General features: G+C 33.9%; 12 protein-coding genes and 1 riboswitch. Of the genes, 10 read left to right on the top strand and 2 right to left on the bottom strand.

The features are described from left to right. The first annotated feature begins 9 nt into the window (after positions 1 to 9). Together ABD792_RS07885 and ABD792_RS07880 are read left to right on the top strand one after the other, a co-directional pair. Positions 10 to 1233, top strand: coding sequence for an O-antigen polymerase (locus ABD792_RS07885; RefSeq protein ID WP_345005340.1), 1224 nt, complete (start codon positions 10 to 12; stop codon positions 1231 to 1233). Between the two features lie 58 nt (positions 1234 to 1291). Continuing rightward, positions 1292 to 2782, top strand: a complete 1491-nt coding sequence (locus ABD792_RS07880; protein ID WP_345005338.1) for an O-antigen ligase family protein — start codon at positions 1292 to 1294, stop codon at positions 2780 to 2782. Positions 2783 to 3052: 270 nt separating this feature from the next. On the opposite strand, the gene ABD792_RS07875 is transcribed toward ABD792_RS07880, so the two are convergent. Next, a complete protein-coding gene (locus ABD792_RS07875) occupies positions 3053 to 3967 on the bottom strand; it encodes a sialidase family protein (protein WP_345005337.1) in 915 nt (304 codons plus the stop codon). A gap of 296 nt (positions 3968 to 4263) precedes the next feature. Between ABD792_RS07875 and ABD792_RS07870 the strand changes: the two genes are divergently transcribed. The 3 genes from ABD792_RS07870 to ABD792_RS07860 all read left to right on the top strand — a co-directional run bounded on the left by ABD792_RS07870 (position 4264) and on the right by ABD792_RS07860 (position 8104). After that, on the top strand, positions 4264 to 5352 hold the full coding sequence (locus ABD792_RS07870; protein ID WP_345005336.1) for a DUF1972 domain-containing protein: 1089 nt from the start codon (positions 4264 to 4266) through the stop codon (positions 5350 to 5352). Then, positions 5345 to 6580, top strand: a complete 1236-nt coding sequence (locus ABD792_RS07865) for an O-antigen ligase family protein (RefSeq protein ID WP_345005334.1) — start codon at positions 5345 to 5347, stop codon at positions 6578 to 6580. The genes ABD792_RS07870 and ABD792_RS07865 overlap by 8 nt, the downstream gene beginning before the upstream one ends. A gap of 126 nt (positions 6581 to 6706) precedes the next feature. Then, positions 6707 to 8104, top strand: a complete 1398-nt coding sequence (locus ABD792_RS07860; protein WP_345005333.1) for a UDP-glucose 6-dehydrogenase — start codon at positions 6707 to 6709, stop codon at positions 8102 to 8104. A 1229-nt stretch (positions 8105 to 9333) separates the two neighbouring features. Here ABD792_RS07860 and ABD792_RS07855 read toward each other — a convergent pair. Continuing rightward, entirely contained in the window at positions 9334 to 9633 is a 300-nt protein-coding gene (locus ABD792_RS07855) for a GIY-YIG nuclease family protein (protein WP_345005332.1), read from the bottom strand. Between the two features lie 517 nt (positions 9634 to 10150). On the opposite strand from ABD792_RS07855, the gene ABD792_RS07850 reads away from it, so the two are divergent. The 5 genes from ABD792_RS07850 to thiC all read left to right on the top strand — a co-directional run bounded on the left by ABD792_RS07850 (position 10151) and on the right by thiC (position 15551). Further along, positions 10151 to 10399: a hypothetical protein gene (locus ABD792_RS07850; protein ID WP_345005331.1), complete on the top strand. Its 249-nt coding sequence runs from the start codon at positions 10151 to 10153 to the stop codon at positions 10397 to 10399. A gap of 12 nt (positions 10400 to 10411) precedes the next feature. After that, the gene (locus tag ABD792_RS07845; RefSeq protein ID WP_345005330.1) at positions 10412 to 11398 is read left to right on the top strand and encodes a UDP-glucuronic acid decarboxylase family protein; all 987 of its coding nucleotides are present in this window, start codon (positions 10412 to 10414) and stop codon (positions 11396 to 11398) included. Between the two features lies 1 nt (position 11399). Further along, positions 11400 to 12752, top strand: coding sequence for an exopolysaccharide biosynthesis polyprenyl glycosylphosphotransferase (locus tag ABD792_RS07840; protein ID WP_345005329.1), 1353 nt, complete (start codon positions 11400 to 11402; stop codon positions 12750 to 12752). Positions 12753 to 13028: 276 nt separating this feature from the next. Then, positions 13029 to 13125, top strand: a riboswitch (TPP riboswitch). 300 nt (positions 13126 to 13425) lie between these two features. Further along, positions 13426 to 13629 (top strand): sulfur carrier protein ThiS, encoded by a 204-nt coding sequence (gene thiS, locus ABD792_RS07835; RefSeq protein WP_345005327.1) that lies wholly within the window; start codon positions 13426 to 13428, stop codon positions 13627 to 13629. Between the two features lie 62 nt (positions 13630 to 13691). Continuing rightward, positions 13692 to 15551: a phosphomethylpyrimidine synthase ThiC gene (thiC, locus tag ABD792_RS07830; RefSeq protein ID WP_345005326.1), complete on the top strand. Its 1860-nt coding sequence runs from the start codon at positions 13692 to 13694 to the stop codon at positions 15549 to 15551. Positions 15552 to 15553: the final 2 nt, after the last annotated feature.

The raw sequence follows: 15553 nt of genomic DNA, 5'->3' as shown, positions 1-15553 counted from the left end.
AGATAATAGATGATTTATTATTTACTTTTTTCTTTTCTGATTTTCTATTTTGTGAATAGGGTTTTTAATCTTAGAAATTTGTTTAACCCATTCATATTTATTGTTGTATTTCACTTTATTTTCTTTTATATAGGGTTGTTTTATAAGGATATTTATACTCATATCGTTATTGAAAATAAAACAATTTTCTTGATTAACTATTCGTTTTTTTCTATTCTTATCGGTGGAATATTGTCTAGATTTTTGGTTCAGAAATTAGGGGTTTCATATGTTAAATTTCCCGAATCAAGTATAAATCTTTCTATTAACCATAAAATAACGATTGTTGGGTTTTTGTTTTTGATTTTTGGAATAATGTGTACTTTTAAATTTGTTTATGATGTCGGAGGCTTCATTATATTTATGAAAGATGTTGAAAATGTGAGAATTAGGGCAAGAGAAGGAAAAGGATTGATAAGCCAACTAGCTCTGAATTTTTTTACATTCGGTTTATTAACAATTTTGATGGCCAAGATATCCAAAATGATAAAGTTTCTGCTTACACTAATGGTTTTCTTTTTTGTGTTATCATTTGGTAATAGAGGACCAGCTCTATTTCTTGTGGTATTTATAATCTACATTATACAAGCTGTTAATAGGAAGCAATTTTCTTTTAAGAAAATTGCGATTGCAGCTGTGGCTCTTTTTTCTTTAATGGTTTTTTTTGGAGCGCTTAGAACAAATTATGAAGCTGATTTAAGTAAATTATTTAAAGCGAGATTTGCTTGGAGGCCTTTTGTTAATATTCAAAACTTTCAATATGTAATAGATTTTTTCCCTAAAAAGTACGATTTTTTACTAGGAAAGACATATTTGGTTGATTTTTCAATGTTATTACCAGGTAGTCATCCAAATAGTGGGACATTTCTTAAAGAGTTGATGGGATTTAGTTTTGATGGCGGAAGTATCACACCTTCCTATTTAGGTATTTCCTACGTTAATTTTGGGGTTTATGGATTGGTTTTTTCTCCATTACTGTTGGGATTTTTATCCAATCTTTTTTATGAAGTCTATTTAAGTAAATTTGATTTAAAGATTCCTTCTAATCTTATTTTATTAATACTGATTTCTTTTAATTTTGGAGCTGTAGTTACATCTGGGGTTATGACTGTTCTCATCCAAAATATGACAGTAATATTTTTGGTTTATTTCTTATATATTGGATTAGTCAAACTTTTATATGCACTAAAATAACTTTTGTTTGATTTGAATGATGAGTTTTGTCTAAATTCGGTTATAATATAAATGGTATATGACCTTTATTCTAAATATAATACTGACAACGGTTTTAAGTATTGTTTACATAGGTACATTAATTGTTTTTTCTTTAAATTCTAAAAGCCAAAAATTTTACTTCCTAGAAGGTGAAATAACATGGGTTGAAGCAGCTTCTTCCATAATATTTTTCATTTCGATTTTTTTGGGTAATAAGAATATTAAATGGTACTCTTTGTTTTTGGTTTTTAATGTTTTGGCACAACCTGTAGCGGTAAATAATTTATTGCCAAGTGTTTTAATATCATCACCAAATGATTATAAAACAGTATATTTTCCGTTAGTGACCACTATAGATTTATATTTGATTCTTGGTATTTTCAAATATAGAAAAAAGAGTTTTTCCAAAAATAACTTTAAGAATTCCAGTTACTACAATATATTCCTTTTTAGTGTAGGATTAATCTGTGTTTCGGTGTTAGTTAATATATTGAGCTATCATACGGGATATGATATGGGTTTAATCCTTTCTAACTCTTATCATTTGAGATATAGTTTGCTGTTTCTTATATTATTAAACACAGAAGTGTTGTATCAAAAAAAAAATATTTTTTATGGTATAATTGGATCCATTATTTTCCTTTTATTTGAAGCTACAATTTATAGTGTTTTTTTTTCGGATTCTGGGCGATTTATTAGTGGCTCGTTAAGAAATAATACGTTTGCAAATATCTTAGCTTGTTTATGTTGCTTTTTTTGTTTTTCGATAACAAGGAAAAAAATTTCCAATAGATATTTTTTATTGATATTGGTGCTAATTTTTGGAATAATATTAACAAAAACAAGAAGCGCTATTTTTATATTAATATTATATGGTTTTTTTGAGTTTTGTTTTCAGCTCTTTATATTAATTAAAAGAAAGAGAGTAGGGAAAATAATTACAATGATTATTTGCTTTTTTATTTTTATTTCGGTGCTTGTTTTTTTTGAACCCAAAAGTGAAAGACTTAAATTGACAGATTTCAAAATAGAAAGGATTGATCTTTCAGGCAAAACTTTAAACACTATTTTAGTTCTAGAGGACAATGATTTTAATGCTTCTTTGAAATTGAGATTAGATCATTTCCAAACATCATTAAATATGATAAAACAGAACCAAGTTTTTGGAATTGGCCCAGGAAGATGGAATGCTTATAAAAGTGATTTTGGTTCTAAAGACAGAAATATCATGGATTCTCATAATGATTTATTGGCTTTTTCCTCCCAATATGGACTGATACCAGGAGTATTTTTTGTTTCTTGTATATATCTAACACCCCTTTTTTGTTTTAGGAAAAGGTTAAAAGAAAAAACTAATATTTTTAACAAGGTTAGTTACCTTTTTTTGATTAATTTATTGATGATTTTTGCGGGTATAACCAATGCAGGACTTTTTAAACATCAAATAGTTGCTTTTTTGATATTGATTTTGGTATTGGGACTTAAAGAGCTTAATCCAAAATTAGAAGTAATGGAGAAATTGGGATAAAATATAAACTGATAGATATTTGTCTATAGTAATAGGCGCGTTGTATATTGGCACGTTCGTAAGTGAATAACCATTTGTATATCAAGTTGTTATTTTGTAATTTAAAGAAACCAAACCCCGCAAAGTGGCGATATAGCCAAAAAACGGGGTTTTCTTTTAAATTTCTATGCTTAAAATACGAAGAATATCGGACCTACAGCACCAATTTTCATTTTTATCGCATTCTTCACTAAAGAATGATTCAAAATTCTTTGATAAGATGAATTGTGTTTACTTTTTGGTTCTTATAAGCTCGGCAAAGTATAAGTTAGAGTTATGACCATTACTTTTTTGTTCAGAGGCAAATACCAAGCCAATTTTGTTTTTAGAAATTTTTATGAAATCACCATAAGTAATACGTCTTTTATCATCATTAACAGTTAGTATTCTTTGCCAAGTTACTCCTTTATCGTATGAAATAGCTAAAGCGCCAGATTGTTCTGTTTTTTCCCTAAAAATGATAAACATGTGTTCTGTTGAAGAGTCATAATAAACAGTTGGTCTATGATGAACTTTCCATTCAGTAAAAGTTATGTCTTGTGGAATACTCCAAGAATTACCTTTGTCCTTTGATATTGATCTATACAATTTTTCAGTTGTAGGATCTGAGTAAAACATAATTAGATTTTGATCATTATCTTTTATCAGGGTATTTTCGTGTTCATTACCATTTTGATTTGGTAATTTAACATATTTCCAACTGGATAAATCTTCAGAGATTACTACTCCGGCATTTAAAGAATCATTTTTATTTCCTTCAAAAACAGGAATTACGAACCTGTTGTCTACTTCAATCAGGTGTCCTTCACAACTAATTTTGTTTGTTTCAAAATTTTCAAATAATATTTGTTTTCTGTTTGACCAAGTTGTACCATTATCAGATGAGGTTTTAAAATATAAACTTCCATAATCTCCATCGTTCTCGTGATAGGTAGCGATTATGGATTTATTCTTAAGGAATGTAACATTTACATTCCTTATTCCATACTTACTGTCCTTAAAATCCAAACCATTATCAATAATAACTTCTTCAGACCAGGTTTTTCCATTATCATCACTAAAAATAATACTGGCACTTGCTTTACCTTTCAAGTGCCCACTAGAAGATCTAAAACCAACGATCATTTTTTTATTTTTAGTCATCATGATACTTGGAAAAGCATTATGATTACCATTTGCATGAGCTAAGCTGACATTTTCTAAAGAATATGAATATTTCTGAGTTATGTTATTTTTTAAAGGAATTTGAGAATAACTACTTAATTGAAGTAATATGAAACAATATAAAAAGAAAAATTTTTGTGATTTTTTCAAAGCAGGAAATATTAAACTTAAAGTACAAAAATAATAAATATGGGCTTTATAAAATTTCAGAAATCATATTTAAATTTATATAAGGTAAAAATATAGGTTATATTTGTGCCTAAGTCATAATTACATTTATGAAGATAGCTATTCTGGGTACAAGAGGGATACCCAACAATCATGGTGGATTCGAGCAATTTGCAGAATATCTTTCGGTATATTTAAGCAATAAAGGACATGAAGTATATGTCTATAATTCGCATAGCCACCCTTATCAAGAAAAAGTTTGGAATGGAGTCCAAATAATTCATAAGTATGATCCTGAAGATAAGATTGGAACTCCAGGTCAGTTTATATATGATTTTAATTGTATTCTTGATTCAAGAAAAAGAAAATTTGACGTTATCTTGCAATTAGGATATACGAGCAGTTCTGTTTGGGGTTGGATGCTTCCTTCTAGATCTATCGTTGTTACAAATATGGATGGTTTAGAGTGGAAAAGAAGCAAATATTCAAAACCTGTTCAAAAGTTCTTAAAGTATGCAGAACGATTAGCCATCAAAACCAGTGACTATTTTGTTTCTGATTCTATAGGAATTGAAAAGTATTTAACGGACAAATATGAGGTTAATTCTGAATATATTGCTTATGGAGCAAATATTTTTTCATCTCCTGACGAAAGTGTATTAAGCACTTATGATGTATCAAAACATGAGTATAATATGTTAATCGCAAGATTAGAGCCAGAAAACAATATTGAAACAATTCTGGATGGGGTGGCAATGGATAGAAATAACAGCACTTTTCTTGTAATTGGAAAACATGAAACTGAATTTGGGGAATACTTAAAAAATAAGTTAAAGAATTATTCAAATATTAGATTTATCGGAGGCATTTATAACATTGCACACCTAGATAATCTCAGATATTTTTCTAATCTTTACTTCCATGGACACTCAGTAGGAGGAACAAATCCTTCTCTTTTAGAAGCAATGGCTTCTTCTGCTTTAATCATTGCCAATGATAATTTGTTTAATAAAAGTGTTCTTGAAGAAAATGCTTTTTATTTCAAGACAAAGGAAGATGTTTTAAACCTTTTAAATCTTAAAAAACTAGAACATATTACTTTTATTGAAAAAAACACAGAAAAGATTAAAAGTGAATTTAGCTGGGATATCATAAACTCAAAATACGAAGTTTTTCTTAAAAAGTGTTTAAATGCCTAAAATAGTCGACAATATTTTTTTATACGCTTCAACTATACTCGCGATGTCATTTTTTTTCGGCTTAGCGGTTAACTCAATTGCTTTTGCGTTGTTTATAGTAGCTGCAATAGTGCAAATTATTAGAGATAAAACAATCAGTAAGTCTTCTTTTAAACTATTATCATCAAACAAATATTTTTTAGCAGGATTTCTATTCTTTGTCATACAACTGCTTTTAGTAATTTTTATAGCCAATAATAAGGAAGGTTATGATAAATTAAGAAATTTGTTGCCAATTCTAATAATCCCTTTACTCTTTTATTTTAACAAAGGGAAAATAAACACAAAGTTTTTCAATTTTATATCTGGAGCTTTTGTAATTGGTGCAATAATTAATATTGTTGTTAATTCTGTAAATGCAATTTTTAGAGGTTATATAATATCAGGAAAGATACAATCAACTTATTTTACTTATGATTCATTTGCAGAACCTTTTAGGATACAACCAATCTATCTGTCTATCTATTATCTAATTGCAATAGTGTTTTTGATCAATTTTTTTGCAACGACTAAGGATAAAACCGCAAAAACAATATTGTTAGGATTGTTTTTTTTCCTATTTTCAGGAATGGTTTTGTTGTCTGCAAGAATGACAATTTTAATCTCGTTATTAGTGATACCATTGAGCCTGTTTTTTGCTTTAAAGAACAAAAAATTAGTGGCAATATCTACACTTTGTATTTATATTATTTTTGGCTCAATAGTGTTCTTTAATTCTAACCTTAAGGATAGGTTTTTATCTATGAATAAGGAAGTTGCCAATTATTCGGGATTTAAATTAAGGAAGAAGCTTTGGGAGAAATCTATAAATGTAATTAAGGAATCTCCTATTTACGGATATAGTTTGGGTAACTATAATGAAGAGCTTATAAATGAATATAAAAGAACTAACTTCAGAAGAGCTCTTAGATATAAATACAATTCCCATAATCAATATATCCAGACATTACTTGTTTCGGGAATAATAGGATTCTTATTTTTCATATACTTACTTTTTGGCTCAATGCCCGAAGTTCTGAAGTCAAAAGATTATATTTATTTGTTGTTTATAGTCGTTTTGTCCCTTTCTGCAATAACAGAATCTATTTTTCATAGACAATTTGGGATAATGTTTTTTTCATTTATGAATTTTTTTCTATTTGCCCATATGAATTTTAACAAATCTTTGTCCAATTCTGAGGTGTCCTAAAAATGAGACATATTACATTTCTAGGGAGAGAGTTTCATAATAGTATTATGAGGAGAGGTTGTTTTGAAAAATTGTGGACTTGATAAATTGCTCAGGGGGATTATTATTATTTTAGAAAATTTATGTATGAAAATTAAAACCATTTGTTGCATCGGAGCTGGTTACGTAGGCGGACCCACCATGGCCGTTATTGCACAAAAATGCCCCCATATAAAAGTAACCGTTGTAGATGTTAATGCATCCCGTATTGCAGCCTGGAATGATAATGATTTAAATAACTTGCCAGTTTTTGAACCCGGATTGGACAGCATCATTAAAGAGGCTAGGGGAAGAAACTTAATTTTTTCAACGAATATAGATCAGGCCATTGACGAAGCCGATATGATCTTTATTTCGGTTAATACACCTACCAAAACCTACGGTAAAGGGAAAGGGATGGCGGCTGATTTAAAATACATTGAACTTTGTGCGCGTCAAATTGCCAAAGTTGCTAAGCAAGATAAGATCGTGGTGGAGAAATCTACTTTACCTGTGCGTACAGCTTCCGCTATTAAAAACATTCTGGATAATACAGGTAATGGGGTACAATTCCAAATATTGTCAAATCCTGAGTTTTTGGCAGAAGGGACTGCCGTTCAGGATTTACTGAATCCGGACAGGGTTTTAATTGGAGGAGATACAACTAAAGAAGGGCAAGCGGCCATACAAACTTTAGTAGAAATATATGCTAATTGGGTGCCTAAGGAGCGTATATTGACAACGAATGTGTGGTCATCCGAGTTGTCTAAGTTGACGGCTAATGCTTTTTTAGCGCAGCGGGTGTCGTCCATCAATGCCATGTCCGAAATATGCGAAAAAACGGGAGCAGATATTGATGAAGTGGCCAGAGCGATTGGGATGGATAGTCGTATTGGCCCTAAATTCTTAAAAGCATCCGTTGGCTTTGGAGGCTCCTGTTTTCAAAAGGATATTTTAAATTTGGTATATATAGCCAAAACCTACGGATTAAACGAAGTAGCTGATTATTGGGAACAGGTTATATTGATGAACGATCACCAGAAGAATCGTTTTTCCGATAATATCGTCAGTACCTTATACAATACAGTTTCTGGAAAAAAAATCGCCTTTTTAGGCTGGGCCTTTAAAAAGGATACGAACGATACTAGGGAATCGCCTGCCATCAAAGTGGCCGATAACTTATTAAGCGAACAGGCAAGCATAGCGGTGTACGATCCTAAAGTGGTTGAAGAACGCATCTATGCGGATTTAGACTATTTAAATACCCGTAGCGAAGAAGCCAATAGAACTTTGTTGCATGTTAGTAAAGATCCGTATGAGGCTTGTAAAGATTCACATGCTATTGCTGTTTTAACAGAGTGGGATGAATTTAAAATCTACGACTGGCAAAAGATCTATGATAATATGCACAAGCCTGCTTTTATTTTTGATGGACGTGGTATTTTAGATAAGAAAGCCTTACAGAAAATTGGTTTTGTGTGCTATACCATAGGGAAAGGTTCTTAATTCCGTCACTCAGAACGATCTTGTTCATTCAGAGTGCAACGAAGAATCTCAAAAGACTTAGGTTTTATAGGAGAAAGAGATTCCTCCTATTGTTGGATTGATAGGGTGTTCATGCAGAACGTAAGCATAGTGAAGCGAATCATCTCCAACGAGTTTTAACGTTAATAGGGAATTTGATGCCTGTTCATTTTGTCTTGATACACTAATTATTTAAGATGCCTGATAGGCATTTTAAATAATTACAAAACCAAAAAATCAAGTCAAAAAATAGGAAATTGCCAAGGCACCATTCGCTTTCAGAATGGCATGCTTGAAGCTACGCTTCGCAGTTTCATTCTTTCGCTCACTATTTCTGATTTTTGACGTTTTGTTTTATATACAAGACATTCGTTATGATATGAATAAGACTGATGTTATTTTTGATGGACGTGGTATTTTGGATACGGAATCCCTTAAAAAAATAGGGTTTACTTGTTACACTATAGGAAAGGGCTCTTAATGTTGATGCTAAACGTCATTGCGGGCGTGGCGAAGCAATCTGTAAGTATAGGGTGTTCTCAACCAAGAGATGGCTTCGGTCGTGTGGCCCTCGCCATGACGTCACTGTTTTTTTGTTTGAGCTTGTAATTAAGACTCGGATAATTAGTTTGAGGAAGGACAGGGTATTGTCATGTAGAGTGGAATCAAATATCTCAAGTAGTTAAGGTCTCATTGGATTTTGTGCCACTTTATTATTATAACGTCATTGCGAACGCAGTGAAGCAATCTGTAAGTAGGGTGTCCTTAATCAAGAGATGGCTTCGGTCGTGCCTCCCTCGTCATGACGTCACTGTTTTTTTGTTTGGATTTGTAACATAGGTTTTGACAATTAATTGGAGGAAAGGCAGGTCATTATTTGTATAACTGATTAATTTATAGCGTCATTGCGAGCATGGCGAAGCAATCTTTAAGTAGGGGAGTCCTTAACCAAGAGATGGCTTCGGTCGTGCCTCCCTCGCTATGACGTATATGTTTGTTTTTTGGTTGAGTTTGTAATCAAGACTCGGAAGATTAGTTTGAGGAATGACAGGCCAATGCGGTGTAGAATGGAACTAAGCACCTTATGAGCTAAGGGTTCTTTAGACTTAGATCACTTTATTATAACGTCATTGCGAACGCAGTGAAGCAATCTTTAAGTAGGATGTTCTCAACCAAGGGATGGCTTCGGTCGTACCTCCCTCGCCATGACGTTAATCAAAGTAAAACAGCCAACCATCGGACAAATCATTCCATTCGGGATTTAAAGAGTTTATTAAGTCTTCTTTTCTTTTTCTATTACCTGCTTTTAGTTGCTTTTCTCGAGCTATAGCTTGATTGATACCTGTAAAGGTTTCATAGTAAACTAATTTATTACAATTGTACTTTAAAGTAAAACCTTTGAAAGCTTTGGTTTTATGTTGATATATTCTTTTCAATAAGTTTGAGGTAACTCCAATATATATTACGGTGTTGTTTTTATTGGTTAAGAAATAAATGTAAGATTTTTTCATTCTTAAATATAAATAATAATCGTCATTGCGAGCATGGCGAAGCAATCTGTAAATCTAGTAGTCTAACCATGAGATTACTTCGGTTGCTGTGCTCCCTCGTAATGACGTCACTGTTTTTTTGTTTGAATTTGCAACAAAGATTTGGACAATTAATTTGAGGAAAGGCAGGGCATTATTTGTATGGCTAATCAATTTATAACGTCATTGCGAACGCAGTGAAGCAATCTGTGAGTAGGGGTGTTCTCAACCAAGAGATGGCTTCGGTCGTACCTCCTTCGCCATGACGTATATGTTTGTTTTTTGGCTGAGTTTGTAATTAAGACTCGGATAATTAGTTTGAGGAATGACAGGTCGATATTTGCATATATAACTAATCAATTTATAGCGTCATTGTGTGCATAACGAATCAGTCTTTAACGTCATTGCGAACGCAGTGAAGCAATCTGTGAGTAGGGGTGTTCTCAACCAAGGGATGGCTTCGGTCGTGCCTCCCTCGCCATGACGTATATGTTTGTTTATGGTTTTAAGAGAAGCACAACAAGAACTTCTGAGTTTAGCAAAGCAGTATAAGACTATTGCAGTTATTGGTCCCAGGCAATCAGGAAAGACCATTACCCAAGACTATTTTAAAGGGTTAAGGTTCTGGAGTACTATAACTGGCTTTAAAGGGGGGAAGGTCATTTATGCAGGAGCAGATTATCAAAAAAGAAGTAATGGTTTTGAAGTAATTCCTTTAAATTTGCTAACTGAAAAAATTGATAATTAAGGGAAGTCGGATTTGAAACGTGTTTTAATTACAGGAGCAGCAGGGTTTTTAGGGTCTCATTTATGTGACCGATTTATTTCGGAAGGTTATCATGTTATTGGCATGGATAACTTTATTACCGGTGATAAGAAGAACCTGTTGCACTTAAAAGACCATCCCAATTTTGAGTTTATTGAGCACGATGTAACGGAGTTTGTGAAAGTAGAAGGCAGATTGGATTATATTTTACATTTTGCTTCTCCTGCAAGTCCTATTGATTACTTAAAGATACCCATACAAACCTTAAAAGTAGGATCGTTGGGCACCCATAATTTGTTGGGATTGGCAAAAGCTAAAAAGGCACGTATTTTAATAGCGTCCACTTCCGAGGTCTATGGTGATCCTTTGGTGCATCCGCAAACGGAAGATTATTATGGTAATGTCAATACCATTGGACCAAGGGGTGTGTACGACGAAGCCAAACGTTTTCAGGAGTCGATAACCATGGCGTATCATAGGTTTCATGGTCTAGAAACGCGTATTGTACGCATTTTTAACACTTATGGTCCACGTATGCGGTTGAATGATGGTCGTGTGATTCCGGCTTTTATGGGGCAAGCCTTGCGAGGGGAAGATTTAACAATCTTTGGAGATGGGTTGCAAACACGCTCCTTTTGTTATGTAGACGATCAGATAGAAGGCATTTATAGGTTGTTGTTAAGTGATTATGTCTATCCCGTAAACATAGGCAATCCACATGAAATTACGATCAAGGCGTTTGCAGAGGAGATTATTAAACTAACGGGCACCAAACAAAAAATAGTGTATGAGCCCTTACCCGAAGGCGATCCTTTGCAACGCCAACCAGATATTGGTTTAGCTAAAAAGATTTTAGATTGGCAACCCAAAGTCGATAGGGGTGAAGGGTTGAGGGCAACCTTCAATTATTTTAGAGGACTTTCTGAAGAAGAACTTTATAAAAGTGAACACAAAGATTTTAAAACACATATAAAAAAATAAATTGGGTACAAAAAAAGGACGGTATTCAGGTTATATAAGGCCTGTTTCATATGTAATAGATTTAAGCATTATTATAGCAACGGTTTTTTTATTGGAAATGAACCTTACCAATATATATGTTTTTATAACGTACCAAGCTGTCTTTTGGGTTCTTATAGCTTTTAGGAACCAATTTTATGAGGTACAGAGACATACTAAGATAATACAAGTCATTCCTCTATTATTTAGGCAGTTTTTGTTCTTTTCTATTGTAACTTATGCTTATATAGGTTTTTTTAAACAACCAAGTATTAGCAGATTGGGTTTAGCTAGTTATTTGGGCGTTGTATTTACATTGATTACAATGGTTAAGTTTCTTATCTTTTTCTTACTCAAGAGATACCGGTCAGTTTTAAGCGGGAATACACGCAATGTAATTGTCATTGGTGATAATGAAAAAACGAGACAGTTGATAAGGATCTTTAATACACGACTCGATTTTGGATATCAATTTAAAAAACAGTTTACTGTAAAAGAGGATGATTTTTCACTACATAAATGTTTCAGTTTTATTATTGAAAATGATATAAATGAAATTTATTCATCTGTAGCCGAGCTATCTAATAAACAGATCAATAAATTAATAGATTTTGCAGACAATAACTTAAAAGAACTGAAATTCATTCCAGATAATAAAGATATCTACGCAAAAAAACTAAAATACGAGTACTATGATTATATTCCTATCTTATCCTTGCGTACCATTCCATTGCAAGATACGCTAAATCAGTTTTTAAAACGGCTTTTCGATATTTTATTTGCTGCATCTGTTATTGTCTTTGTTCTATCGTGGTTAACACCAATTTTGGCTATACTCATTAAATTGGAATCTAAAGGGCCTGTATTTTTTAAGCAATCGCGAAACGGCTTTAATTACGAGGAATTTGATTGCTATAAGTTTCGTTCCATGACGCCTAATAAGGAGGCAAATATGAGTCAGGCTACAAAAGGTGATTTACGTGTTACCAAAATAGGACGTTTTATTCGTAAAACGAGTATAGATGAATTGCCGCAGTTTTTTAATGTGCTGTTCGGTGATATGTCAGTAGTAGGACCACGTCCTCATATGGTAAGCCATACAAACATGTTTGCGCAACGGATAGATAAATTTATGGTGCGCCATTTTGTAAAGCCTGGTATTACAGGTTTAGCCCAGGTAAGTGGTTTTAGAGGGGAGATAGAAAAAGATAAGGATATTATTAACCGTGTAAAATACGATATCTTCTACATCGAAAATTGGTCGCTGTTACTCGATATAAAAATTATAGTGCAAACCTTTTTAAATGCTATAAAGGGAGAAGAAAAGGCATATTAAAACAGTTTTATTAGTCTCAAATTTAGTTAAAACTATGCACTTTAAGACATCTCGCTTTAGCATCTAAAAGTATTTTACGCCACGAATACATGAATATTTTTCACAATAGAAATTAAAAGTATTTGTTAATTAGTGGCAAAAAGATAATGAATGGAGTGGACTTTCAGTCCGTAATTAAACCTATGGTACATTAGTCATAGTGGTTTAGTTTGAATATCCGTTTTATATATTTTACGGAAAAGAGAAGAAAATATACTTTCTTTTAGTATTTTTGAACCGAAACTTTAGGGGTGTTCCTCATAATAGGAACTGAGATTGACCCTTTGAACCTGATGCGGTTAGTACCGACGTAGGGAAAAGTTAGGACATTTAAGATGTCTGTTATTACTTTTCATAAATGACTTTGCAGATCATGCAAAGTAGCTTTTTTCAAAGATCGTTAAGTTGCCTCTACCGTTTCAATATTGAAAATATGTGAGTTTTGGATAAGAAATTTTCGTCAGTTTGCGTGCTAAATCTGCGATTTGGTGCACTTCGATTTCGCTTGGTTGAGCTATCGAAAACAGGAAAATTTATAAGTTAAAAGAACTTCTCGACACAAAATTCTTTCAGAATTTTACTCGAAGTGACATACTTGTTCTTAAACAAGAATCACGCTAAAAATGAAACAGGTATGATCAAGATTTACATTAACGACACATCCACCGAAATTAAAGAAGACTTCAATGTTATGCAAGTATTGGAGCAGGTAAGATTACCCATTGAGGGTATTGCAGTAGCTGTAAATAATGCCATCGTTCCCAGAGACCAATGGGACAGTACAATCTTTAACAGTAATGACCACGTTTTGATCATTCAGGCTACACAAGGTGGCTGATATCAAATATTCAAGTGCATCAGATATTAATAATAAAATGAACATTGATAGAATTTAAACGAATGAAAGCAAAAGACACAGCACCAAACGCCGAAAAGATATCGAGAAACCCATTTCCCAATTCAACAAAAATTTATGTTAAGGGAATCATGCACCCGCAAATACGGGTTGCAATGCGTGAAATTGCCTTGAGTGATACCAAAGAAGTCATTACAGGTAAAAGCATTCCCAACGAACCAGTTACGGTTTATGATACCTCAGGGCCTTACACCGACCCTAACAAAGAAATAGATATTTACAAGGGATTAGAGCGTATACGGGAACCTTGGATATTAGAGCGTGGTGATGTAGACTATTTAGATGAATTTACATCAGAGTACTGTAATCAGCGTTTAAACGATACCAGTTTGGATCATATGCGCTTTTCTTTATTGAAAAAGCCCTTAAGAGCTAAAAAAGGAAGGAATGTAACGCAGCTGCATTATGCGAAAAGAGGGATTATTACACCAGAGATGGAGTACATCGCCATTCGTGAAAACCAGCGTATTGACGAAATGACAGAGATTATAAAACAACATAAAGGCGAACATTTTGGAGCAGCCATTCCAGAAAAGATTACGCCAGAGTTTGTACGCGATGAAGTAGCCAGAGGGCGCGCCGTGATTCCTTCAAACATCAATCATCCAGAAGCAGAACCCATGATATTGGGGCGTAACTTTTTGGTTAAGATTAATGCCAATATTGGGAATTCGGCAGTAACATCATCTATTGAAGAAGAGGTCGAAAAAGCTGTTTGGGCTTGTCGTTGGGGAGCCGATAATATCATGGACTTGTCAACAGGAGAGAACATCCATGAAACACGGGAGTGGATTATTCGTAATTCACCTGTACCTGTAGGAACCGTGCCTATTTACCAGGCATTAGAAAAAGTAAACGGGGTTGCCGAAGACCTTACCTGGGAGATCTTTAGAGATACCCTTATAGAGCAGGCCGAGCAAGGTGTCGATTATTTTACCATCCATGCAGGTGTTTTGCTGCGTTATGTGCCTATGACAGCCAAGCGTGTTACGGGCATTGTATCCCGTGGCGGATCGATTATGGCGAAATGGTGCTTAGCCCACCACAAAGAAAACTTTATCTATACCCATTTTGAAGATATCTGTGAGATTTTAAAAACCTACGATGTGGCCTTTTCCTTGGGAGATGGATTGCGTCCAGGATCGGTTGCTGATGGCAATGATGCCGCTCAGTTTGCCGAATTGGAAACCTTGGGAGAACTAACACAGATTGCGCGCAAGCATGAGGTGCAGTGTTTTATTGAGGGACCCGGACATATACCGATGCATATGATTAAGGAGAATATGGAAAAGCAAATTGCGGTTTGTGACGAAGCACCATTTTATACTCTAGGACCTTTAACCACAGATATCGCGCCGGGATACGATCATATTACGTCTGGTATAGGGGCCGCTATGATTGGCTGGTATGGTTGCGCTATGCTATGTTATGTAACCCCGAAAGAACACCTCGGATTACCTAATAAAGAGGATGTACGTACCGGGGTTGTAACCTACAAATTAGCAGCACATGCAGCAGATTTAGCAAAAGGACATCCGGGAGCGCAACATCGCGATAACGCCTTGAGTAAAGCGCGTTTTGAATTTAGGTGGGAAGACCAGTTTAATTTGGGACTCGATCCAGAATTGGCACGTGCTTATCATGACGAAACCCTGCCCGCCGAAGGGGCTAAAATAGCCCATTTCTGTTCCATGTGCGGCCCTAAGTTCTGTTCTATGAAAATATCACAGGAAGTGCGCAATTTTGCAGCCGAGAATGATATTGTCGATAACGAGATTGTGGAAAAGGGCATGGCAGAAAAATCGAAGGAATTTAAAGAAAAAGGAAGTGAGGTCTATTTATAAAA

This window comes from Snuella lapsa, assembly GCF_039539345.1.
GTDB classification, from domain to species: domain Bacteria; phylum Bacteroidota; class Bacteroidia; order Flavobacteriales; family Flavobacteriaceae; genus Snuella; species Snuella lapsa.
Note: the sequence above shows the minus strand (reverse complement) of the source record. Positions and strands in the feature narration are given on the sequence as shown.